Below are 21,913 nucleotides of genomic sequence, written 5' to 3'. Positions count from 1 at the left end.
ATTACATTTGTCTAAAAAAATTCACACAAAGCCGGTCGTGGCTCACGGGGCAGCACCAAGCTGTCGGCTGAATACTGAAAGCACCCCAAACAACAACACCCGCCAAAATCGGCGGGTGTTGTGTACCAATCTGCGCAGAAGCAGACATGCAGCTATGGCTTGTGCTTACCGCCCCGCATCGCGACGATCATGCCGCGAAGTGTCTGAACTTCCTGGTGGGTCAGGTTGGCGCGGTTGAAAATATTGCGGATATTGCGTGCCATATTCGGGCGTTTTGCCTCGACCCGGAAGAAACCGGAATTATCCAGTTCCGCCTCGAGATGTTCGAACAAACGATCCAACTCGTCCCGGGTTGCCGGGAAGGTATCGTTCATCATCATCTGGTAATCGGGCACATCGACACCGGCCTGCCACCATTCATACCCGATCAGCAGCACAGCCTGCGCAAGGTTAAGCGATGTGAAGCCCGGGTTCAGCGGCACTGTCACGACCGCATCGGCCATCGAAATATGTTCGTTGCGCACACCGGTGCGTTCCGGCCCGAACATCACGCCGACCTTTTCCCCCTGCGCGACATTGGCGCGCATTTCAGGTGCCAGTCCCTTTGGGGTAAAAACCGGCTTGATCGCGTCGCGCGTCCGCGCGGTCGTCACATAAACCCGGTTCAGATCCGCAAGCGCATCTTCTTCGCGCTCGAACACCTTGGTATTGTCGATGACAATATCAGCCCCCGACGCATTCGCGGTTGCCCTGTCATTGGGCCAGCCATCACGCGGCCGCACAAGGCGCAAGTCAACCAAACCGCAATTGAGCATGGCGCGCGCCGCCTTGCCGATATTATCGCCAAGCTGCGGTTCGATCAGGATGATGACAGGCGGATTGGCGATACCGCCGGTTTCGGGTCTTGCGCCATCCGGCATAGCCGCGTCTGCGACGTCGCTCATCGCTTGAATTCTCCGGTCTTTGCATGGGGTAAAGTGCGGGCATGCCCGTCAATATTGGCGTTTCTTTACCAAAAGCCAATGCACGATGCCAGCACACATTACACGCACGGAAGATGCATTATTTTTGATCATATTTATTTTTATGGTTATTTTTTAATCAAAAATTGCAGGCTGCATATATGCATTTCGCGCAACAGGCAGCGTCACTAACATCAGTATTATCCTTTATTTCCATAGCATTACCAACATCCAAAGACGTATTTCAGGTGACTGGCATATGCATTGCTTCTGTTTGAGTGTGCAGCGCGCCTAGGGTTCCGGTTCCGAAAGGAATGCTGGTCCAAGAGGCGCAAGCCAGCCAGAGTTTCACAGGCTGGTGACACGGCGGGCCAAAATCCCGGGAGACAACTGCACAGGTTTGTCGCGCACAAGCCTTCTCCCGGTTTGTGTGCAAGAGCCTTTCTTGAATTGACTGATCCGAAGTGATCCGCAAAACAAGCAGGAGCGCACACATGTTAAAGACGTTTTTCAAAACACTTTCGTTTGCCGCCGTCCTTTCTGCCTCTTTGGCTTCCCTACCCGCCCACGCCGAACAAAAGTCCGATTTCAAAGTCTGCTGGTCGATCTATGTCGGCTGGATGCCGTGGGGGTATCTGCAGGATAGCGGCATCATGAAAAAATGGGCCGACAAATACGACATCTCGGTCGATATCGTGCAGATCAACGATTACGTTGAATCGATCAATCAATACACCGCTGGCGAATATGACGGCTGCTCAATGACCAATATGGACGCGCTTTCGATCCCGGCCGGTGGCGGGATTGATACCACCGCCCTGATTGTTGGCGATTATTCCAACGGCAATGACGGCATCATCCTGAAAAACGCAACTGACCTTGCCGCCATCAAGGGGCAAAACGTCAATCTGGTTGAACTTTCCGTCTCCCATTACCTGCTGGCGCGTGCACTTGAAAAGGTCGGCCTGTCCGAACAGGACGTCACGGTCGTGAATACATCCGACGCCGACATGATCGCGACCTATGCCACTGACGATGTGACATCGGTCGTGACATGGAATCCGCTTCTGTCGGAAATTGCCGCCAACGATAACGCGACACTCGTCTTTGATAGTGCGGGTATCCCCGGCGAAATCATCGATATCATGATGGTCAACACCGAAACCCTTGCCGACAATCCAGCATTCGGCAAGGCACTGGTTGGCGCATGGTATGAATTGATGGGCATCATGGCATCCGACACCGACGAAGGCATTGCCGCACGCACCGCGATGGCCGAAGCATCAGGCACCGATCTTGCCGGATACGATGCCCAGCTTGCCAGCACGGCGATGTTCTTTACCCCGGACAAGGCGGTTGAATTCACCAAATCGGCCGAGCTTTCCGAAACCATGAAATTCGTCGCCGAATTCCTGTTCGACAAGGGCATCCTTGGTGAAGGCGCACCAAGCCCGGAATTCGTCGGCGTCAGCTTCCCGGATGGCAGCATCTATGGCGATAGCACCAATGTGAAGCTGAAATTTGACACGACCTATATGGAGATGGCCACCAAGGGCGAGCTTTAAAACCGTGTATTAGCCACGCCACCAAGCGCTTCGCTGATTAACTCTGTCGGCCATCCGGCCTTGTAACATTCGTTGCACCAGTTGCATCAGGTTCGGATGGCCGACCTTTCAGATTTTTGCCCGTCTTGACCACTGCCCCGTTTTTGCAATTGCAAGGTGACGGCCATGCGTATCATCAATCGCACCCTTTCCCGGCGTGCAGCCATATTGCTGGGCTCGATCCCGTTTGCGCTTTTGATCGGGGCCTATGCCATCGCAAGCCATCTGCGCCGGATCGATAATCCGGCCGACAAGCTTTTGCCGTCGCTTGGCAGTATGGGGGATGCGATCTGGCGCATGGGGTTCGAGGCCGACAAACGGTCGGGCGATTACCTTCTGTGGCTTGATACGATCGATAGCCTGTCGCGCCTTGCGGTCGGCATTTTCATTTCCACCCTGCTTGCCATCGGGCTTGGCATTTCCATCGGCTTCATTCCGCATATCAGGCGCGGTCTGGCACCCTTTGTCGCCACCCTGTCCCTGATCCCTCCAATCACCATCCTGCCGATCCTGTTCATCATTTTCGGATTGGGCGAGACTTCCAAGGTAATGCTGATCGCGATTGGCACCGCCCCGGTCATGATCAGGACAATCGCGCAGGCGGTGATGGATATCCCGCGCGAACTGATCATCAAGGCTGAAACGCTGGGCGCCTCGACCTGGCAAATGATCACGCGTGTGGTTTTGCCGCAAGTCATGCCAAAACTGATCACTGCCATCCGGCTTGGCCTTGTCCCGGCATGGATTTTCCTGATTTCCGCCGAGGCCATCGCATCAACCAGCGGCCTTGGCTATCGCATCTTTCTGGTGCGTCGTTACCTCGCGATGGATGTGATCCTGCCTTATGTCGCTTGGATCACGCTTCTGGCCTTTATTCTTGACCGGTTGCTGTTGATGGCATCGCGCAAGGCTTTCCCTTGGAACCACCTTTCGGGGGATAGCCTGTGATGCGCGACCCGAAATTCATGATCCGCAACCTGACCAAGTCTTACGGCGAATATCCGGTGCTTGAACGCATCAATCTGGATATCGAAGCCGGGGCTTTTTGCACGCTGGTCGGGGCATCGGGCTGTGGCAAATCGACCTTTTTACGCATGCTGCTGTCCCAGGAGCTGCCAAGCAGCGGCGATATCCTGATGGATGGCGCACCACTGCCGCAACAACCCACCCCTGATCGCGGCATTGTCTTTCAACGCTATTCGGTTTTTCCGCATCTGACCGTTGCTGAAAACCTCATGATCGGCGCGGAATTTGCCGCCCGCAAACTGACCGGGCGCCTGTTTGGTCGCGCGCGCAAGAAGGCCCGCGATGATGTTGCCGAACTACTTGAAACCATCGGCCTGTCACCAGCGGCCAACAAATATCCAAGTCAGCTTTCGGGCGGCATGCAGCAACGCCTTGCCATTGCTCAGGCCCTGACAATGAAACCCAGCGTGCTGCTGCTGGACGAGCCATTTGGCGCGCTTGATCCGGGTATTCGCAATGACATGCATGAATTGCTGCTGGACCTGTGGAAGGCGCATGACATGACGATCTTCATGGTCACGCACGACATCCACGAGGCCTTCAAACTCGGCACCCGGATGCTGGTATTTGACAAGTTGCGCGATGATCCGCACGCGCCAGAAGCCTATGGCGCGACCATCACATACGACCTGCCGATTGACCTGTCTGCCGCACCGCTTCCCGGTGCCAATGGCGAAACCGATGAAACCGACGGCATGAATTTCTCGGCCGCCCTGATGGCGACCGCGCCGGTTCCCTGATTTCAAACCCGAAAGCCACCCCAACAAAGACTGACGCAACCCGAAGGAAACAACTATGCGCGATTTCTTTGCCCCCCAAAATGTCCGCCGACATCGCGTGGCCGGAACATTGCCCTCCCCCGCCGCAACCCGTCACCACCACCCGAATTTCGACAAGCTGCAATTGCGTGGTTGGAAATCGGCGGAAAAAGAAGCCTTGCTGCCATCTGCCGCTTGGGAAAAGGAAAAGCAGTGGGCGCTTCGCATGGGTTTGACCGGCTCGGATTGCCTGACCGATAAATCGATCCCGACCTTTGCCCGGGGCGAACTGCCCCATTATGCCGGGATCAACACGTTTCTGAAGGCACCCTATATCGAAGACGTCACCAAGGTCGGTGCCTATGACGCGGCGGTTATAGGCATCCCGTTTGATGGCGGCACGACATACCGCCCCGGCACGCGTTTCGGCCCGCAGGGGGTTCGCAAGATATCCGCCCTTTACACGCCCTATAACTATGAAATGGGGGTCGATCTTCGCGAACAGATGACGCTTTGCGATGTAGGTGATGTTTTCACCATCCCGGCCAATATCGAAAAAACCTTTGATCAGATTACGCGCGCGGTCAGCCACGTTGCATCCAGTGGCGCACTGCCGATCATGATCGGCGGCGATCATTCCATCGGTTTCCCGTGCGTGCGTGGCATTGCGCAATGCACATCCAAACGTATCGGCATCGTGCATTTCGACCGCCATATCGACATTCAGGAAAAAGACCTTGATGAACGCATGCACACCACGCCGTGGTTCCATGCCACCGATCTGGTCAATGTTCCGGCGGTGAACCTTGTGCAGGTCGGCATTGGCGGCTGGCAGGTGCCGCGCGAAGGGGTCGAAGTTGCACGCAATCGCAATACCAACATCTTCACCATGCGCGATGTCGAGGAACTTGGCCTTGCCGAAACCGCCGCGCGCGCGCTTGAACTGGCATGGAAGGATGCAGATGCGGTCTATATCTCGTTTGATATCGACAGTGTCGATTGCGGGTTCGTTCCGGGTACCGGTTGGCCCGAACCTGGCGGTTTCCTGCCGCGCGAGGCATTGGAGCTTGTATCGCTTGTCGCGGCAGAGGGAATTTGCGGCCTTGAAGTCGTTGAAGTTTCGCCGCCCTATGATTGCTCGGACATTACCGCCCTGCTGGCAACGCGCGTGATTGTCGATGTGCTGGGTACACTGGTGTCACATGGCAAAATGGGATCGCATCGCGGCATCATCGACAAACCGGTCACCATCCCCGCCGGCCCGGATGTGGAGTAACCAGATGCCCCATGATCATCACGATAACGGCCACAACCATTCTCACGGACCGGGGCATAATCACGCCCCGGACCACGATCACCTGCATTCCCATGTCCACGGCCAAAGCGACGCCGACCATGCCGAGGAATTACAGGTCCTGTCCTCAAGCTTCGTCGAAGGCTTCCGCAAAGCCGATGACAAGGCAAGCTACCTTCGCCTTGCCGATATCCCGTTTCAAAAGATCGGCAAGGATGGCCTGACCATGCATCTGGTCGATGCCAAAATCACAACCAACTGGCAAATCGGCACCGCCTGCCCGGCCTTTGCTACCCGCGAACTGGCTTATCTGCCGTTCCCCGGCAGCATGATCGAGGAACGCGAAACCATGACATTCACCTATGTGTCGATGACCGAACGGGCCGATATCGACCTGCTAAGCTTCATGGCCGCACGCTTTGGGCATGGGCACAAACATGGACACGATCATCACGATCAAAGTCATGACCACCCGCATCACCATCAAATCTAAACGTCAAAGGGCGCGGATCAAAACGCGCCCTTTGCCATTTTATCGCCTGAACCAACCGTCACGCATGCTGGCTGCGTACGCCGGATTTGAACAGTTTATAGGTGATCGAATCCCGAAGCGCGTTATAGGACGCCTCGATAATGTTGGTGGAAACCCCCACCGTTGACCAACTGTTGCCTTCGGCATCGCGGCTTTCGATCATGACGCGGGTGACCGCGCGCGTACCGTCGCCACGCGTTATGATGCGGACCTTATAGTCGATCAGTTCGATCTGCTGCACGGCTTCGACATATTCCGGCACGGTCAGAAGCACCTTGCGCAATGCGGCATCAAGCGCGTTGACCGGACCGTTGCCCTCTGCCACCGACATGAACTGTCCATCGCCGACCACAACCTTGACAGTGGCCTCGGACATGGTGATGACCTGTTCGTCCTGCTCGTCCACCCAGCGGCGTTCGTCAATCACGCGGAAGGATGTCACACGGAAATAACGGTCAAGCTCACCCAATGCCTTGCGCGCCAGAAGTTCAAAACTGGCTTCGGCACCGTCATAGGCATAACCATCAAATTCGCGTTGCTTGACCGCTTCGACAAGCTTGCCGACCGCATCGGATTTCGGATCAACCTCGACCCCGATTTCGCGGAACCGGGCCAGAATATTTGAACGCCCCGCCTGATCCGACACAAGGATATGACGCTGGTTTCCTACAAGCTCCGGCTCGATATGCTCGTAACAGGCCGGGTTCTTTTCCACGGCTGAAACATGCAACCCACCCTTGTGCGCAAAGGCGCTATCCCCGACATAGGCCGCCTGACGGGTCGGTTCGCGGTTAAGCCGTTCATCAAGAATGTGCGAAATACGGCGCAGATGGGTCAGTTGTTCATGCGAAATGCCGACGTCATATCCCATCTTCAGCATCAGGGTCGGGATGATCGAAATCAGGTTGGCATTGCCGCAACGCTCGCCCAGACCATTCAACGTACCCTGCACCTGGCGCACACCGGCCCGGACCGCCGCCAACGAGTTCGCCACCGCATTCTCGGTGTCGTTATGGCAGTGAATGCCGACATTTCCGCCCGGCACATGGGTGCAGACATCGGTGACAATGTCGAAAATCTCATCAGGCAGGGTGCCGCCATTGGTATCGCAAAGGACAACCCAGCGCGCACCGGCCTCATAGGCCGCCTTGATCGCGGCAAGGGCGTAGTCGCGATTGGCCTTGTAGCCGTCAAAGAAATGCTCGGCATCGAACATGACCTCGGAAACCTGGCTTTTCAGATGTGCGATGGATTCCGAAATCATCGCAAGGTTCTCCGAAAGCTCAATCCCGAGCGCCTCGGTCACCTGAAAATCCCAGCTTTTTCCGACCATGCAAACAATCGGCGCGCTTTGGGCCAACGTTGTCAGCCCCGGATCATTGGATGCCGAACGCCCTGCGCGTCGTGTCATGCCAAAGGCGGTCAGTTTCGAATTTTTAAGTTTCGGCGGATTGGCAAAGAATGCGTCATCGGTGGGGTTTGCCCCGGGCCAGCCGCCTTCAATATAGTCAATCGACAGCTCGTCCAGCGCCTTGGCAATTGCGGTTTTGTCCGCTGCCGAAAAATCCACGCCCTGGGTCTGTTGCCCGTCGCGCAAGGTACTGTCGTATAGATAGACGCGCTTGTCTGACATATTCATTCCAAAACTGATCGATCTTGTCTTGTTCCGGCGCTTGCCGGGCGGTCTGGCAAATTGCCGCAAAACCGTCATTTACGCAACCGCATTACAAGACATGCCAATTATGCGCTGCTTTTTGCCCGAAATCGCGTAATTACCCACCTTTAGGATAGCAAACCTGTCCCCCTGAATGGTTGTAAAGGTATGGTAGTAGTGATTAACTCTACCATACATTGTGAGGCGACCGGGAATACACCCCCCCCATTTCTTCGGGCTTCACATGGATGGGGACACCAAAATGGCATTAAAAGCCGCCGAAGATTTTGACGTTATGCTGCTTGCGGGTCTGACATGGCACCGTGCTGGCAAAAACAGCTGGACGGCGTCTGACCGTTTCGCCGCCTATACGATTTTTCTCGAACCTGATGACCGGTGGTACGGTCAATGGGAACGCGACGGCGAGAAAATGGCGGCTGACTGGTCCTGTCCCACTCTTGAAACCTTTGCCGAATATATGGTCGACAACGCCCGTCGCCAGAATATCGAAGGCATGGATTGAAATTCGCACCCTGTTGGCCGCGCTGCCATCAGAAGCGTCCCACGTGCACACCCCGAAACTCGGATTAGATCGTTGATCGACCTCCCCCCGCCGAGTTGTTGCACATATGACGGCCTGTCTCCCCCGGACAGGCCGTTTCTTTTGCCGCCCTGCATATCTTTCCTTGCGTTTGGCTCCATAGCGCTTATGTCTGGGCCATCCAGATATTCATAAGACAAGGCACAATTCATGAGCAACGGCATCCCGATGCAGATCGATATCGTCTCCGACGTTGTCTGCCCCTGGTGCATCATCGGCTATAAAAACCTTGAACAGGCGATGGAACGCCTTGACGGTCAGGTCGACATCAAGCTGCGCTGGCACCCGTTTGAACTGAATCCAGATATGGGTCCGGAAGGGCAGAACTTGTCAGAACATATCAAGGAAAAATACGGTCTGACCCCGGATCAAAGTGCGGAAAACCGCGACCGTATTTCGATGATGGGCGAGAATGTCGGCTTTGACATCCGCTTTAGCTCCGACAGCCGCATCTACAATACCTTTGATGCGCACCGGATGCTCTATTGGGCGGGCAAAGAAGGCAAACAGACCGAACTGAAACTGGCCCTGTTCCGCGCCTATTTTCAGGAGGGCGAAAACCCCGGCGAACACGGTGTTCTTAAACGCGCCGCCGAGGAAGTTGGCCTTTCACCGGAAAAGGCAGTCGAAATTCTTGGCAGCGATATGTTCGCCAAGGAAGTCCGCGCCGAAGAAGAAGAATTCCGCAATGCCGGTATTTCATCGGTTCCAACCTATGTCGTGAACGGTAAATACGCCATTTCCGGCGGCCATCCGCCCGAGGTTTTCGAACAGGCCTTGTCCGAAATCGCCCGTCAGGTCGAGGTTGCCGACGACGAAGTCATTTTTGACGACTGATACCGTCATCGGATATGATCATCCAAAGCCCCGGTTGCCTCTCGCACCGGGGCTTTTGCATTCTCGACAGAACCACAACCGGGGCGTACAGTTTTCATGCCGCCACCACGGCATGTTTGCCACCATGTTTGACAAAGGATCGCCCTATGATCGACTTTGCCGATATCGCCCCTTATCTGCCGGGAATATTTCTGGCCTACGCGGCCCTTCTGATGGGCCTGATCAGCCCCGGCCCTGCCTTGCTGGGTCTGATGGGGGTCTCACTTGAACGCGGGCGCCGTGCGGGTCATTGCTTTGCCATCGGGATCGGGGCCGGATCGCTTTGCATTGGCATTCTGACCCTGACCGGCCTTTCTGCCCTTCTGGCAAGCTGGGCTGATGCCATGACCGTCATTCGTATTGCCGGCGGGATTTATCTTTTGTGGATGGCTTTCAAAGCCTTTCGTTCTGCGTTCCGCCCTGTGCAACCGGCCAGTGATGCCATTGCGCGCGACGACAAAGCCATCTCGCCGGTCGGGTATTTCGGCCGGGGACTCGGTCTTCACCTGACCAATCCCAAGGCAATTCTGACATGGATTGCCATCATCTCCATCGGCTTTGCCGATGGCACACCGATTTGGGTGGGGTGGGTGATCGTAATCGGCTGCGGCACGATTTCAACACTTGTGCATTTCGCCTATGCCACCGCCTTTTCGACCGCACCAGCCATTTCGCTTTATCGCCGCGCGGCGCGCTGGATTAATGGTTTGCTTGGCGTGTTCTTTGCCGCGGTTGGCATTCGCCTGCTTGCCGGGCGCTAGTCATCCGCGCCAGCATCAAGCAATGACCGGCGGGTGACACCGTTCTTCTGATCCATCCAGCCACCAAGCACTGTCAGCCAGACCGCAATCAATGGCAGCAGCGCGATATCCTGATCCATCACCCACAATGTGCCGCTCGCCAGTACACACCACGCCATCGGCACAGGCAATAAAATCCAGCGCCACGACCCGCGCGCCAGCAGGATAAAGCCAAGCGTCCCGATGACCGTCGGATCGGCAGCACTGCCAAACAGTTCCGCCTGTATCAGGTCGCGTCCTTCGATCAAGCCGACAAAGGGATAGACGAAAATCGCAATCGCGATCATCACTACCCCGGCAATGCAGGAAAAATCACCGCGCCAGCCAAATCGCAAAGGCATCCGGCGCGCGGCAAACATCACCATCAACAATGCCTCGGTAATAAAGGCCGGAATGAAATACGGGATTATCCAGTTGATCGGCTGGTAATAATACCAAAGGAAGCCCGCACTCACCCAGCCCCAGATCATCGCCAGCAGAACAAGCGCCACCCGGTTGCCGCGATTGCCATGCCGGATGGAAAGACCAAATGTGATCATCCCCGCGACCAGTGCGGCACTCACCGCCAGCCACCACGTGGTATTCAGCGTTTCAAACAGCCGGTAATAAACGCGCGGCGAAAACAGCAGAAAATCTGCCAGACTGTAGCTCCACCATTCGCTCATCACAGGCCCCCGATCACGGCAGCAATACGTTGGCGCATGTCGTCATCGGGCATCGGGCCGGTGGCGGCCTGCATGTTTTCCATGGCGTGCATCGGTTGCGTGGTTGCCGGGATCGGGCAGGTTACCGCCGAGTGAGATATCAGATATTTCAGGATCAGCTGCGCCCAGCTTTTTGCCTCGATCTCGGCGGCAAAATCGGGAAGCTTTTCACCTTCTAAGCGGTCAATCAGACTGCCACCGCGAAACGGTCGATTGACGATCACGGCAATGCCGCGTTCCTCGGCCAGCGGTAAAAGGTAATCCTCAACCTTGCGATCCACCGGGTTATAAGTCACCTGCACGAAATCAATCGGCGTGTTTTTCATCACCGCCATCAAATCATCGGTTCGCCTGCCATGCGATGTCGTAACGCCGACATAACGCAGCCGTCCGGCATCCTTCATATCAAACAGAAGCGGCAGGTTGTCGTTGATACCCACCAGATTATGAACCTGCAACAGGTCAAATTTTTCGATGTTCCAGTGCTCGGATGTTTGCGCGATCTGTTCGGCACCATCATCCGAAGTCCAAACCTTGTCGGTGGAAAATACCCGGTCGCGCGCGCCCAGTTTATCAAGCCCGTAACCGATCACCTCCTGGGATGATCCATACATCGGCGAGCTGTCGATCATGCGTCCGCCCCCGTCAAAAAACGCCTGCATGACATTGGCGCACTGATCGCGCAAAACCGGATCATTCCCGACATTAAACGTGATCCAGCTGCCCAGACCGACCGCCGGGATCATTTCACCACTGGACGGGATCGGCTTTTTGATCACATCGGGGATCTTGCGATTATCAAGCGTTTGCGCCCAAAGCGGCTTGATCGCGCCAAGGCCCGCTATTGCGCCAATCGCCGTCGCCCCACGAAGGAAATTCCGTCGACCCAGAAAAAACATCGCAATCCCAACATTGTCGTTTCAAACCGGTCACAGCTTAGAAGGTGGTCAGATTACCCTGCGGACGCAACCGCAAGCTGTTGCACAAACTGGCAAAAAATTCGCGCTTGACCTAAAGTACACTCCAGCAGCTAGCCTTTTGAAAGTTCCCCAAGCTGACAGGTGACCGACATGATGATTGGTGAAGTCTCGGCCAAAAGCGGTTTACCCATTCACACGCTGCGCTATTACGAAAAAATCGGTCTTGTGCCCAAACCGTCACGCGATGCGGGCGGCCGACGGTGCTATGACCCGGAAATTCTTGACTGGCTGACTTTCATTTCACGCCTCAAGGATCTTGGCATGCCGATCCGTGATCGGGTGCGGTTTGCCCGTCTGCGCAGCGAGGGCGAACAGACGGTTGGTGAACGGCGGGAACTTCTCGAAATCTATCGGACCGGATTGGCCAAAAAAATCGCCGAACTGACCGAAACCCTCGAAGTGCTTGATTACAAGATCGCCAACTACGACGAAATCGGCCGCAAGAAAACGGCCTGACCCCATAATAAACCTCGCAGGAACCCCTTATGGCTGAACAGAAAAACGCGCTCGATGCCGGGCGCGATGTTGTCGCACGTCTTAATCCACCCCTGGAGGGTGCCTTGGCCGAAAAATACGATGCTCTGGTGCCCGGATTTGCCGAAAGCCTCGTTGAATGGGCCTACGGCCGCCATTACGCGCGGCCCAACCTTGATCTGAAAACCCGTCAGCTCTGCACGATTTCCGCCCTGACGGTTCTGGGTGGGCAAACCGCACCGCAGCTTAAGGTCAATATCAGACACAGCCTTGCCGCCGGGGCAACGCGCGAAGAAATCATCGAAGCAATCTGGCAGATGGCGGTTTATGGCGGTCTTCCCGCCGCGATCAACGGCCTGAATGGCGCACAGGAACTATTTGACGAATTGGACGCCATGGACGCTTAAAGTAAAAAGGCACCGCCGGGAGACCTGCGGTGCCTTTTCCAATTCAAATCCGACGGATCAAACGCGTTTCCAGCTCGTACCTTCCTTGAAGTCTTCAAGCAGGATACCACGCGCCAAAAGATCATTTCTGATCTGATCAGCGGTGGTAAAGTCCCGGTTTTTCTTCGCTTCGGCACGCTGCTGGATCAGGCTGTCAATCTCGGCGGCCTCGTCCTCATCGGCAGAACCGGTGAACCAGGCTTCCGGATCATTTTCAAGAATACCCAGCAACGTTGCCGCCGCCAGAACACGGCCCTTGGCCTCGGCCTTGTCGTATTTCTTGGTCGCCTTGTTCAGTTCGGTCACCAGTTCATGGAATTCCGCAATCGCCAGCGGCGTATTAAGATCATCACACAGCGCATTCAGGACCGATTCCGGCACCGGAGTGTTTTCCGGTTCGATATCAGTGGTCTGACGAAGGGCGGTATAGAACCGGTCCAAGGCCTCTTTGGCCTGACGCAGGTTTTCTTCGGTCCAGTTGATCGGCTGATGATAATGGGTTCCCAGCATCGCAAGCCGGATCGCCTCGCCCGGCCAGCTTTCGAGCAATTCATGCACAGTGACAAAGTTGCCAAGCGACTTGGACATCTTTTCACCTTCGACCATCAGATGGCCGTTATGCATCCAGTATTTGGCGTAGCTGGATCCCTTGTTCGCGCAGCAGCTTTGCGCGATTTCGTTTTCATGGTGCGGGAAGACCAGATCCGATCCGCCGCCATGAATATCGAAATTCTCGCCCAGATAGCGCGTAGACATGGCAGAGCATTCAATATGCCAACCCGGACGTCCGCGACCCCATGGGCTTTGCCAGCCCGGCGTCTCGTAATCGGACGGTTTCCAAAGCACAAAGTCCGCCGGGTCCTTTTTATAAGGCGCGACTTCAACCCGGGCACCGGCGATCATTTCCTTGCGGTCGCGACGCGACAGTTTGCCATATTCTTCATACTGGCCGACCGAAAACAGCACATGCCCCTCGGCGGCATAGGCAAAGCCCTGTTCGATCAGGCTTTCGCACATCGCGATCATTTCGGCGATATGTTCGGTCGCACGCGGTTCGATATCGGGCTTGGCGGCATTAAGCGCGCCCATATCATCCAGATATGCCTGATGGGTGCGTTTGGTGATTTCCGAAATCGGCTCGCCACTTTGGCGGGCGCGTTCGTTGATCTTGTCATCAACGTCGGTCACGTTGCGCACATAGGTCACGTTTGGATAGATATGGCGCAACACACGCACCAGCGTATCAAACACCACAACAGGCCGTGCATTGCCGACATGGGCATAGTCATAAACCGTCGGGCCGCAGACATAAAGCCGGACATGGTTGGCATCGATCGGCTCGAACACCTGCTTTTCGCGGCTTAAGGTGTCATAGATACGCAATGTGGTCTTGGTCATGTTTTCGGTCCATATGGCTTGTGTTTTCGGGTTTGCGGGTATTTCCGGCGGTCAAAGCTGTTTGCCTTAGACCGCCTTTCCACAAAGCCGCTCACACGCCTTTTCACGTCCGATCAGAACCAGCATCGCCGACATTTCCGGGCCATGTTCACGCCCCGTCAACGCCTTGCGAAGCGGCATGAAAAGATCCTTGCCCTTGCGGCCGGTCGCATCCTTGATCGCACCGGTCCATGCTTTCCAGCTGGTTGTGTCAAGGTCGCCTTCGGGCAGCATATCGGCCGCCTGCTTTAAAAATTCCGCATCGGCATCATCGATCTGCGGAATAACCTGTTTGGTGATCACATCCCACCATTCAACTGCTTCTGCCACGCGCCAGCAATTGCCGCGCACCGCGTTCCAGAATTCTTCCGGCGCATCGCCCAAACCAAGGGCGTCAAGCTTTGGCTTTGCCGTTTCAAACGACATGTCATGAATGACTTTTTCGTTCAGGCTGGCCAGTTCCGCCGGATCGAATTTCGGGGTCGAACGGCCATAATGCGACAGATCGAATTTCCCAAGCACTTCGGTAAGCGTCGCCGGTTCGATTTTGTCCGATGCGCCAAGCCCACTCAGAAGACCGACAAGTGATGCAACCTCGAACCCGTCATTGCGCAGTTCACGCAGCGAAAGGCTGCCAAGACGTTTCGACAACTGCGATCCACCCGGCCCCGCCAAAAGCGGCATATGAGCAAATTCAAGCGCACCGGGCTTACCGCCCATCGCCATGTAAAGCAGGATCTGCGATACCGTGTTGGTCACATGGTCTTCGCCGCGAATGATATGGGTAACACCCATTTCAAGATCATCAACAACCGAACCCAGCATATAAAGCAGCGATCCGTCTTCGCGGATCAGAACCGGGTCGGACACATGTTCGGTGTCAAACGTACAAATCCCGCGCGTCAGGTCATCCCATTCAACCACGCCATCCGTCAGAAGGAAGCGCCAATGCGGTTTGCGGCCCTCGGCCTCAAGATGGGCAATTTCATCATCCGAAAGCGTCAATGCCTTGCGGTCATAGATAAACGGCTGGTGACGCTGGCGGGCGGCCTTGCGTTTCCAGTTAAGTTCGCCTTCGGTTTCATAGCACGGATAAAGCATGTTGCGCGATTTCAGGTCATCAATCGCCGCGTCATATTTATCCTGTCGCAGGCTTTGACGTTCTTCGCGGTCCCAGTCGATGCCAAGCCATTTCAGGTCTTCGCGGATCGCATCAACATATTCGTCTTTGGAACGGACCGGATCGGTATCGTCAAAGCGCAGGATGAACTCGCCACCATGTTTCCGGGCATAAAGCCAGTTCATCATGGCAACGCGGGCGTTACCGACATGGAGAAGCCCGGTCGGGCTGGGCGCAAATCGCAGGACAGGTTTTGTCATTTCAAACTTTTTTCAGGTCACTAAATTCGTGAAACCGTTGGTAATCGGATAGCGGCGGTCGCGGCCAAAGGCACGCGGCGTGATCTTGACCCCGGGCGGTGCCTGTCGGCGTTTATATTCCGCCCGGTCAAGCAATCGCCAGACCCGGCGTACCGTAGCCTCGTCATGGCCGCTTTGCACAATCTCGGAAACAGACTGTTCGCCTTCAATCATCTGATGAAGGATATCATCAAGAACGTCATAAGGCGGCAGGCTATCTTCGTCTTTCTGATCCGGGCGCAATTCGGCTGATGGCGGCTTGGTAATGATCCGTTCCGGGATCACGACGCCGTCCGGGCCAAGTGCGCCCACCGGATGATGGGCATTGCGCCAATGGCAAAGCGCAAACACCGTTGTTTTATAAAGATCTTTCAAAACCGAATAGCCACCGCACATGTCACCATACAGCGTGGCATAGCCAACCGACATTTCCGACTTGTTGCCCGTCGTCAGAACCATATCGCCGAACTTGTTTGAAAGCCCCATCAGGATGATCCCGCGCGAACGGGCCTGAATGTTTTCTTCGGTAATATCCGGGTCGCGGCCTTCGAATGCCGGGGCAAGCATCTGTTCGAATGCATCCATGGCAGGCCCGATATTGATGCTTTCAATCCCGGTTTTCAGCATCCCCGCGCATTGTTTGGCATCTTCAAGGCTTTCGCGCGACGTGTAAGGCGAGGGCATCATCACCAACCGCACCCGATCTGATCCCAGCGCATCAACAGCAATGGCGGCTGAAAGCGCGCTATCAATCCCGCCCGACATGCCGATCACAACACCCGGGAACCGGTTTTTGTTCACATAATCCCGAAGCCCCAGAACCAATGTCTGGTATATTGCATCAAGCCCGCTTGGATAATCGGCCTTTGGTGCATTTTCATCGCACCGCCAGCTACCATTTTCACTGCGCGACCATGTGCTGGTGGCGACATCCTCGGCAAAGCCCGGCAGGGCCACGGCTAGTGATCCATCACCGTTAAGGCCAAATGAACCGCCATCAAACACCAGTTCGTCCTGACCACCGACTTCGTTGCAGTAAATCATCGGAACGCCGGTTTCACGCACCCGATCCGCAATCAGGTTACGGCGTAGATCGCCCTTGTCGGCCTCAAACGGTGATCCGTTCGGCACCAGGAAAATTTCCGCCCCGCGATCGCGCAGATGGGCAACAACCTTTGGCGTCCAAACGTCCTCGCAGATCGGCACACCAAGTGTTACCCCCCGGAATGACACGACGTCGGGCATCGGTCCGGCACTGAACACGCGTTTTTCATCAAACACGCCATAATTCGGCAGGTCGTTTTTTGCCCGCACCGTTTCGATCTTGCCCTGATCGATCAGAAGAACCGCGTTAAAGCGTTCCCCGTCAATATCCCACGGTGTCGTTAACAACAAGGCCGGGCCGTTTTTGCGCGACCTGGTGCGTTCGCAGATATCTTCGACCGCATGACGCAGATGGCGCATGAAGGCAGGCTTCATCACCAGATCCTCGGGCGGATAGCCCGACAGAACCAGTTCGGAATAAAGGACAATATCCGCGCCCTGATCGGCCGCAGTTTCCCAGGCAGCCACAACTTTCTCGGCATTCCCGGCAACGTCGCCGACAATGGGGTTAAGCTGGGCAATCGCGATGGCAAGCATATTTGTCATGATGTTGGAATAGGAGGCGTCCGGTTTGGTGTCAATTGCCGAATGCGCGATAGCAGCACTGCATCGGCAACAATGCCGTATTTTTGCACTGTCACCGCAACTTCATTCACCGTCACTTGATAATCGCTTGCAATACGTTCGCAAAGTGGCTTTATTGCGCCAGCCGAAAAATCGGCACCAAAAACAATAATTTGAGACGAGCAAACCAATGACGAAAAACCAAAACACGGTGGCAGAATTGCCGGTCGTGACAATATCCCATATTCCGGGCCGTGAAATCAGCGAAAATCTGGGCATCGTATTTGGCAGTTCAGTTCGCAGCCGAAGCTTCCTGTTTGATATTTTTGCCTTTTTCAAAAACCTGTTTGGCGGCGAAGTGCGTTCTTATACCCGCCTTCTAGAACAGGCCCAGACCGAGGCCCTCGAACGTCTGGTCAAACAGGCCGGTGTGATGGATGCCGATGCGGTTGTTGATGTGCATTTTTCCACATCGCAGGTCGCATACAAGGCGGCTGAAATCTTTGCCTATGGCACGGCTGTTCGCCTGAAATAATCCCCGGAGTCTTTTCCAATGCAGGAACTATTTGTTCCGGGGATCATGCTAATGATCCTGATCGGGATCGCCTTTGTGACAGGCCGTCTGGCTGAAGCCGCCCACGAACGCGCCCTGCGCCGTGACGAGCAACTTTTGCCAAATCAGCACCTGAGCACCGAGGACCATGCCCCCGAAGACATCCTTCTGCGTTACAGCAGAATGGTCACCGGCAAGGTTGTGATCGGCGAAGACCGGTTCCGCAATCTGCTTGCGCGTCTGCGCATTTTCGTTGGCGGCCGATTGGGGGCACACGAAGCCACCATCACGCGTGCCAAACGCGAAGCCATGCTGCGCATGCGGACCGACGCCAAGGGCGCATCCCACATTACCGGCATCCGCATGACTACCGCCCAGCTTGGCCGCGGCATGGTTGAAATGATGGTTTCGGGCACGGCCCTTTATACCGACAAACGCCCCAGCGGCGGCTTTCCGTCTGCCCTGCCTGATGATGGCATCAATATCAGCCATAAAAACCTGCTGGTTGAATTTACATCGGCAAGTGCGGCGTTTCTGTTTATCTGCTGGGGAATTTACGCTACCAGCGGTTTTGCTGTCGAATGGGCAACCCGCCAGATTTCGATCGAGGATGAAATCGCCATCTGGTCCGAGCTTGAAGGCGACTACATCACCGAACGCCGCAGCGATGATCAACGCAGCCTGCCGGAACGCTATATCCTTGATCTGATCAACTCGATCCCGAAATCAGCCCTTGGCCCGGCTGCGGCCTATGATTTCGAAGTTGTCATCATCCCCGATGACACGCCAAATGCCGCCGCCCTGCCCGGTGGGCTGATCCTTGTGCATACCGGCATGCTTGAACTGGTCGATACCGAAAACGAACTGTTATCCATCCTTGGTCATGAAATCGGCCATTATAATGGCCGTGATCATCTTGAAGGGCTAGGGCGGCAGGCGGTTGGCGTTGCCCTGTCGGCGATGATGTTCCAGGCCGATGCGGTTCTGACCACCTGGATCGCTGGTTGGCCGAAAATGCTGGCCGACCTGGATTATTCCCGATCCCAGGAACTTGATGCCGATAAATGGGGACTCGATATCGTCATGGCGAAATATGGCCATGCCACCGATGTCGCAACCACCTTTGCCAAGCTTGCAATGATGCAGGAGGATGAGAGCATGCTTGATTATCTCGGCACGCACCCTCATCCAATGGATCGCGTGCGACGCCTTAATAAAATGGTCACGGACCGCAATCTGCCGCTTGGTGAACCGATACCTCTACAGACAGCTTTCGAACGATATGTCGATGCCCTCGAAGGGCAATCAGCAATCTACGACGAATACGAAGCTCCGGAAGGATCAGAATAATGCGTCTCTTTTTATCCCCGTTCCGCTTTCTTAGCGTCAGCGGCAAACCCAATATCGAATTCTGGTTCACCCAGTGCATCATTCTGGCATCAACGGTTCTTGGTGTGTATCTGGCAAGCTTTGCCGGCTTCCGGATTGCGGTTGATTTCGACCGCTATCAAAGTCTGTCGGATGTCAGCTATCTGGAAAAATCGCTTGAGGCCGAGTTTGTCGACAATATCGAGCGTGTAGAACAATGGATCGCGGAATATCCCGAAGCCCCGATGAAATGGCACGCCCGCGAACTGACGCCAGAAGCGACGCATCGCCTTGACGATATGGTCTGGTCGACGATGCGTTATTCACCGCGTACGTTCGAGGTCCATCCGGAAATCATTACCGGCGTGCGTCGTTTCTATACCGGTATCGAAGCCCAGATGACCAGTCTGTTCCAGCAACAGTCAGCCAACGGCTATTCCCGTCGCGCCATTGAAAACATGAAACAGCAGGTCGCGGCTGCACGCAACGATATCCTGCCAAAACTGCGTGGCGAAATCGAAACGCTTGATGCAGAACTGGCCGAGATGATGGATTGATCGACCGATCCGACAATGCGAAGGCCGGGAAGCATAAAACACCCGGCCTTTTTTATGCGGAATTTTTACAGCGCCAGTGCAGCGTCAATTTCATCCTGGCTCATGGTTTTGGCCGACCCATGGATGATGCCACTTGCGACATCCATGAAACGCTGCAGGGACAATGTCACCGTACTGGCAGTTTCGCGTAAAAGGTCTTCATTACCCTCGGCAATCAGCGCATCAAGCTGTTCGTTGGCGCGAAACACGATGGCATTCATATGCTCGATGGTTTCCTCGAACGGGCGGCGGAAACGAGCCGGCACATGATCATAGGCCTCAATCGCCAATTCCTTGTCGGAAAAGGCACTGTCACGGAAATGGTCCTGATAGCTTTTCGGCGCCCATTCCTTGCAGTCCTCAATCATGTCGGGCATGTCCGGAACCATTTCCAGAAGCATCACGATTTCATTGAAATGGTTCAGGTAATCGGTCGCAAGCAGCGTGGTCGAGGAAATGTTGGTTCCCTCCACTTTTTTCTGCCATGCGGCGAAATCCGCCTCATCCACCATGTTTCGTGCGACCCCTTCCCCAAAATCCCCGCGATATCGTGCCGCGATTGTCTATACTTAAGGATGTTGTGCCAATCAGTGTAGAGGCAAAATGCATACTCACTGTCAGAATTAACGAAACATCCTCCAGCCACGCATCCCTTAAATAGAAAAAACCACGAACTCAACTCTCAAAAAGACATGCCATCTATAAAAAAGGCGTCCGGTTTCCCGAACGCCTTTTCGCATCAATTGTTCGATGTTCAATTATGCCGACGCTGCAAGCTGCTCCGCACGAACGCTGTCGCGTTCTTTTTTGATCATTTCGGCGATCAGGAAGGCAAGTTCAAGGGCCTGCCCGCCATTCAAACGCGGATCGCAATGGGTGTGGTAACGATCCGACAGGCTGTCGACCGTCACTTCACGTGCACCGCCAATGCATTCGGTCACATCCGTACCGGTCATTTCAAAATGAACGCCACCGGCATGGGTGCCTTCGGCCTTGTGCACATCAAAGAACGATTTGACTTCCGACAGGATCGCATCGAACGGACGGGTTTTATAACCGTTCGCCGCCTTGATCGTGTTGCCATGCATCGGATCGCAGGACCAGACAACCTTGCGGCCCTCTGCCTTGACCCGCTGCACCAGACGGGGCAGGTGATCTTCAACCTTGCCCGCTCCCATGCGCGCGATCAGAGTCAGACGACCGGCTTCGTTTTTCGGGTTCAACGCATCGATCAGACGGATCAGATCGTCTTCTTCGGTGGTCGGTCCGCATTTCATGCCAATCGGGTTGTTCACACCACGCATGAATTCAACATGCGCCCCGTCAAGCTGACGGGTACGATCACCGATCCACAGCATATGTGCCGAACAGTCATACCAGTCACCGGTCAGGCTGTCCTGACGGGTCAGGGCCTGTTCGTAACCCAGCAAAAGCGCCTCGTGCGAGGTATAGAAATCCGTCTCGCGCATCTGCGGGGCGGTTTCGGCCGTGATGCCGCACGCCTGCATGAAGGCAACAGCTTCGTCAATCTGGGTTGTCATCTTGCGATATCGTTCGCCCGCGGGGCTGTTATCGACAAATGACAGGTTCCAACGGTGTATTTTGCTCAGGTCGGCAAACCCGCCCTGCGCGAAAGCACGCAAAAGGTTTAGCGTCGATGCCGACTGGTTATAGGCACGGATCTGGCGCTGCGGATCCGGAACACGGGCTTCGGATGTGAACTCGATGCCGTTGATATTGTCACCGCGATAGCTTGGCAGTTCGACGCCATCAATGGTTTCGGTATCCGCCGAGCGCGGCTTGGCAAACTGCCCCGCCATACGGCCAACCTTGACCACCGGGCATGCCGCGCCATAGGTCAGGACAACCGCCATCTGCAACATGACCTTAAAGGTGTCGCGAATGTTGTTGGGATGAAATTCCTTAAAGCTCTCGGCACAGTCCCCGCCCTGCAGCAGGAATGCGTTGCCTTCGGCAACTTCACCAAGCTTTTCTTTCAACGCGCGCGCTTCGCCAGCAAATACCAAAGGAGGATAGCTGCCGAGCTCTTGCTCTACGGCCTTGACGGCCTGTGCATCCGGATATGTCGGCATCTGCTTCACAGGCAGTTTGCGCCAACTATCAATGCTCCAGCTCTTGCTCATTTGCTTCCTCTCAATCC

Annotated in this window: 22 protein-coding genes and 1 riboswitch; of the genes, 13 read left to right on the top strand and 9 right to left on the bottom strand. The window is 55.3% G+C overall.

What is annotated here, in order from left to right:
* Positions 1–152: 152 nt before the first annotated feature.
* Positions 153–944: an RNA methyltransferase gene (locus IT971_RS03275; protein WP_082822610.1), complete on the bottom strand. Its 792-nt coding sequence runs from the start codon at positions 942–944 to the stop codon at positions 153–155.
* A 298-nt stretch (positions 945–1,242) separates the two neighbouring features.
* Positions 1,243–1,350, top strand: a riboswitch (guanidine-I (ykkC/yxkD leader).
* Between the two features lie 106 nt (positions 1,351–1,456).
* Here IT971_RS03275 and IT971_RS03270 point away from each other — a divergent pair.
* From IT971_RS03270 to IT971_RS03250, 5 genes are all read left to right on the top strand, one after another.
* Complete coding sequence (locus IT971_RS03270) at positions 1,457–2,527, top strand: putative urea ABC transporter substrate-binding protein (protein ID WP_063095988.1); 1,071 nt, start codon at positions 1,457–1,459, stop codon at positions 2,525–2,527.
* Between the two features lie 165 nt (positions 2,528–2,692).
* A complete protein-coding gene (locus IT971_RS03265; protein WP_063095986.1) occupies positions 2,693–3,514 on the top strand; it encodes an ABC transporter permease in 822 nt (273 codons plus the stop codon).
* Positions 3,514–4,332 (top strand): ABC transporter ATP-binding protein, encoded by an 819-nt coding sequence (locus IT971_RS03260; protein WP_007091297.1) that lies wholly within the window; start codon positions 3,514–3,516, stop codon positions 4,330–4,332. Before IT971_RS03265 ends, IT971_RS03260 begins: the two co-directional genes overlap by 1 nt.
* Before the next feature lie 55 nt (positions 4,333–4,387).
* Positions 4,388–5,626 carry an agmatinase family protein gene (locus IT971_RS03255; RefSeq protein WP_063095984.1) on the top strand — a complete coding sequence of 413 codons (1,239 nt, stop codon included), beginning with the start codon at positions 4,388–4,390 and terminating at the stop codon, positions 5,624–5,626.
* 4 nt (positions 5,627–5,630) lie between these two features.
* Entirely contained in the window at positions 5,631–6,137 is a 507-nt protein-coding gene (locus tag IT971_RS03250) for a hypothetical protein (protein WP_007091295.1), read from the top strand.
* 58 nt (positions 6,138–6,195) lie between these two features.
* Here IT971_RS03250 and cimA read toward each other — a convergent pair whose 3' ends face one another.
* Positions 6,196–7,809 carry a citramalate synthase gene (gene cimA, locus IT971_RS03245; protein ID WP_037989562.1) on the bottom strand — a complete coding sequence of 538 codons (1,614 nt, stop codon included), beginning with the start codon at positions 7,807–7,809 and terminating at the stop codon, positions 6,196–6,198.
* Between the two features lie 283 nt (positions 7,810–8,092).
* Between cimA and IT971_RS03240 the strand changes: the two genes are divergently transcribed.
* From IT971_RS03240 to IT971_RS03230, 3 genes are all read left to right on the top strand, one after another.
* Positions 8,093–8,353 carry a hypothetical protein gene (locus tag IT971_RS03240; protein WP_037989561.1) on the top strand — a complete coding sequence of 87 codons (261 nt, stop codon included), beginning with the start codon at positions 8,093–8,095 and terminating at the stop codon, positions 8,351–8,353.
* 228 nt (positions 8,354–8,581) lie between these two features.
* Positions 8,582–9,268 (top strand): DsbA family oxidoreductase, encoded by a 687-nt coding sequence (locus IT971_RS03235; RefSeq protein WP_063095982.1) that lies wholly within the window; start codon positions 8,582–8,584, stop codon positions 9,266–9,268.
* Positions 9,269–9,414: 146 nt separating this feature from the next.
* The gene (locus tag IT971_RS03230) at positions 9,415–10,068 is read left to right on the top strand and encodes a LysE family translocator (protein ID WP_063095980.1); all 654 of its coding nucleotides are present in this window, start codon (positions 9,415–9,417) and stop codon (positions 10,066–10,068) included.
* Here IT971_RS03230 and IT971_RS03225 read toward each other — a convergent pair.
* Both IT971_RS03225 and IT971_RS03220 read right to left on the bottom strand, forming a co-directional pair.
* The gene (locus tag IT971_RS03225; protein WP_063095978.1) at positions 10,065–10,772 is read right to left on the bottom strand and encodes a DUF6064 family protein; all 708 of its coding nucleotides are present in this window, start codon (positions 10,770–10,772) and stop codon (positions 10,065–10,067) included. The genes IT971_RS03230 and IT971_RS03225 overlap by 4 nt on opposite strands.
* Positions 10,772–11,710 (bottom strand): aldo/keto reductase, encoded by a 939-nt coding sequence (locus tag IT971_RS03220; RefSeq protein ID WP_063095976.1) that lies wholly within the window; start codon positions 11,708–11,710, stop codon positions 10,772–10,774. Before IT971_RS03220 ends, IT971_RS03225 begins: the two co-directional genes overlap by 1 nt.
* A gap of 171 nt (positions 11,711–11,881) precedes the next feature.
* Between IT971_RS03220 and IT971_RS03215 the strand changes: the two genes are divergently transcribed.
* Together IT971_RS03215 and IT971_RS03210 are read left to right on the top strand one after the other, a co-directional pair.
* Positions 11,882–12,247, top strand: a complete 366-nt coding sequence (locus tag IT971_RS03215; protein ID WP_063095974.1) for a MerR family transcriptional regulator — start codon at positions 11,882–11,884, stop codon at positions 12,245–12,247.
* Between the two features lie 29 nt (positions 12,248–12,276).
* Positions 12,277–12,672 carry a carboxymuconolactone decarboxylase family protein gene (locus IT971_RS03210; RefSeq protein ID WP_063095972.1) on the top strand — a complete coding sequence of 132 codons (396 nt, stop codon included), beginning with the start codon at positions 12,277–12,279 and terminating at the stop codon, positions 12,670–12,672.
* Between the two features lie 57 nt (positions 12,673–12,729).
* On the opposite strand, the gene cysS is transcribed toward IT971_RS03210, so the two are convergent.
* The 3 genes from cysS to IT971_RS03195 all read right to left on the bottom strand — a co-directional run bounded on the left by cysS (position 12,730) and on the right by IT971_RS03195 (position 17,217).
* Positions 12,730–14,109, bottom strand: coding sequence for a cysteine--tRNA ligase (cysS, locus tag IT971_RS03205; RefSeq protein ID WP_063095970.1), 1,380 nt, complete (start codon positions 14,107–14,109; stop codon positions 12,730–12,732).
* Positions 14,110–14,175: 66 nt separating this feature from the next.
* Positions 14,176–15,528: a glutamate--tRNA ligase gene (locus IT971_RS03200; RefSeq protein ID WP_063095967.1), complete on the bottom strand. Its 1,353-nt coding sequence runs from the start codon at positions 15,526–15,528 to the stop codon at positions 14,176–14,178.
* A 12-nt stretch (positions 15,529–15,540) separates the two neighbouring features.
* A complete protein-coding gene (locus IT971_RS03195) occupies positions 15,541–17,217 on the bottom strand; it encodes an NAD+ synthase (protein ID WP_037989464.1) in 1,677 nt (558 codons plus the stop codon).
* 208 nt (positions 17,218–17,425) lie between these two features.
* Between IT971_RS03195 and IT971_RS03190 the strand changes: the two genes are divergently transcribed.
* From IT971_RS03190 to IT971_RS03180, 3 genes are read left to right on the top strand one after another with little or no spacing between them, the layout of a single operon-like run.
* Positions 17,426–17,770 (top strand): YbjQ family protein, encoded by a 345-nt coding sequence (locus tag IT971_RS03190; RefSeq protein ID WP_037989462.1) that lies wholly within the window; start codon positions 17,426–17,428, stop codon positions 17,768–17,770.
* An 18-nt stretch (positions 17,771–17,788) separates the two neighbouring features.
* Complete coding sequence (locus tag IT971_RS03185; protein ID WP_037989461.1) at positions 17,789–19,138, top strand: M48 family metalloprotease; 1,350 nt, start codon at positions 17,789–17,791, stop codon at positions 19,136–19,138.
* Positions 19,138–19,713, top strand: a complete 576-nt coding sequence (locus tag IT971_RS03180) for a hypothetical protein (protein WP_007091281.1) — start codon at positions 19,138–19,140, stop codon at positions 19,711–19,713. Before IT971_RS03185 ends, IT971_RS03180 begins: the two co-directional genes overlap by 1 nt.
* A gap of 65 nt (positions 19,714–19,778) precedes the next feature.
* On the opposite strand, the gene IT971_RS03175 is transcribed toward IT971_RS03180, so the two are convergent.
* Positions 19,779–20,264, bottom strand: coding sequence for a hypothetical protein (locus tag IT971_RS03175; protein ID WP_007091280.1), 486 nt, complete (start codon positions 20,262–20,264; stop codon positions 19,779–19,781).
* 246 nt (positions 20,265–20,510) lie between these two features.
* Complete coding sequence (locus tag IT971_RS03170; protein ID WP_007091279.1) at positions 20,511–21,896, bottom strand: class II 3-deoxy-7-phosphoheptulonate synthase; 1,386 nt, start codon at positions 21,894–21,896, stop codon at positions 20,511–20,513.
* Between the last annotated feature and the right edge of the window lie 17 nt (positions 21,897–21,913).

Source organism: Thalassospira sp. B30-1, from assembly GCF_015767575.1.
Classification (GTDB): domain Bacteria; phylum Pseudomonadota; class Alphaproteobacteria; order Rhodospirillales; family Thalassospiraceae; genus Thalassospira; species Thalassospira xiamenensis.
Note: the sequence above shows the minus strand (reverse complement) of the source record. Positions and strands in the feature narration are given on the sequence as shown.